Origin of the sequence: Pseudoalteromonas sp. SIMBA_162 (assembly GCF_046535955.1) — a bacterium.
GTDB lineage: Bacteria > Pseudomonadota > Gammaproteobacteria > Enterobacterales > Alteromonadaceae > Pseudoalteromonas > Pseudoalteromonas marina.
Map to the genome: position 1 here is coordinate 1 of NZ_JAWJBQ010000341.1, position 275 is coordinate 275.

A 275-nucleotide genomic window follows, 5' to 3' on the forward strand; every position below is an offset into this window, starting at 1 on the left:
TGGGTCATGGCTGCGCCCCGACACCCGCCAACACCCGCTGACGCGCCCTGACGGGCTTGTCTGCTCCCGGCATCCGCTTACAGACAAGCTGTGACCGTCTCCGGGAGCTGCATGTGTCAGAGGTTTTCACCGTCATCACCGAAACGCGCGAGGCAGCTGCGGTAAAGCTCATCAGCGTGGTCGTGAAGCGATTCACAGATGTCTGCCTGTTCATCCGCGTCCAGCTCGTTGAGTTTCTCCAGAAGCGTTAATGTCTGGCTTCTGATAAAGCGGGC

At 59.6% G+C, this 275-nt stretch carries 1 protein-coding gene; it reads right to left on the reverse strand.

Translation table 11 applies throughout. The features are described from left to right. Positions 1 to 116: 116 nt before the first annotated feature. Positions 117 to 275: Rop family plasmid primer RNA-binding protein (locus R0J88_RS19950; protein WP_113240273.1), on the reverse strand; the 159-nt coding region annotated here is incomplete at its 5' end.